This window comes from Dellaglioa sp. CoH-56-MRSF-13, assembly GCF_056782095.1.
In genome coordinates this window covers 1-259 of sequence record NZ_JBXAYC010000184.1, presented here as the reverse complement: position 1 = coordinate 259, position 259 = coordinate 1, and the positions used below count along the sequence as shown (strand labels likewise).

General features: G+C 54.4%; 1 protein-coding gene. It reads right to left on the bottom strand.

Annotation, left to right across the window (positions count from 1 at the left end):
• Positions 1-259: hypothetical protein (locus AC1RP1_RS08375; RefSeq protein ID WP_481762785.1), on the bottom strand; the 259-nt coding region annotated here is incomplete at both ends.

Here is a 259-nt window from a genome sequence, read left to right as displayed (position 1 = left end):
GCACGGCACTCATCATGTCGAGAGGAATCGACAGATCTATATCGCCCACCAGTTCCTTGTTCTGGACAAAGCACATACGGTTGGGATCGTAGCAGGCAACAAACGCACCTTTCTTCGAGAGTCGAATCGATACCGGGACAATCGACGTTGCCATGTTGGCTACCGGTTTCAAGGCCACGGCCTTGACCATGCCAGCCAATTCGGCCAACTGCGCAGCACTGATCTTCTGGACGCGTGCGTCACTCTTGTCCTCTTCGAC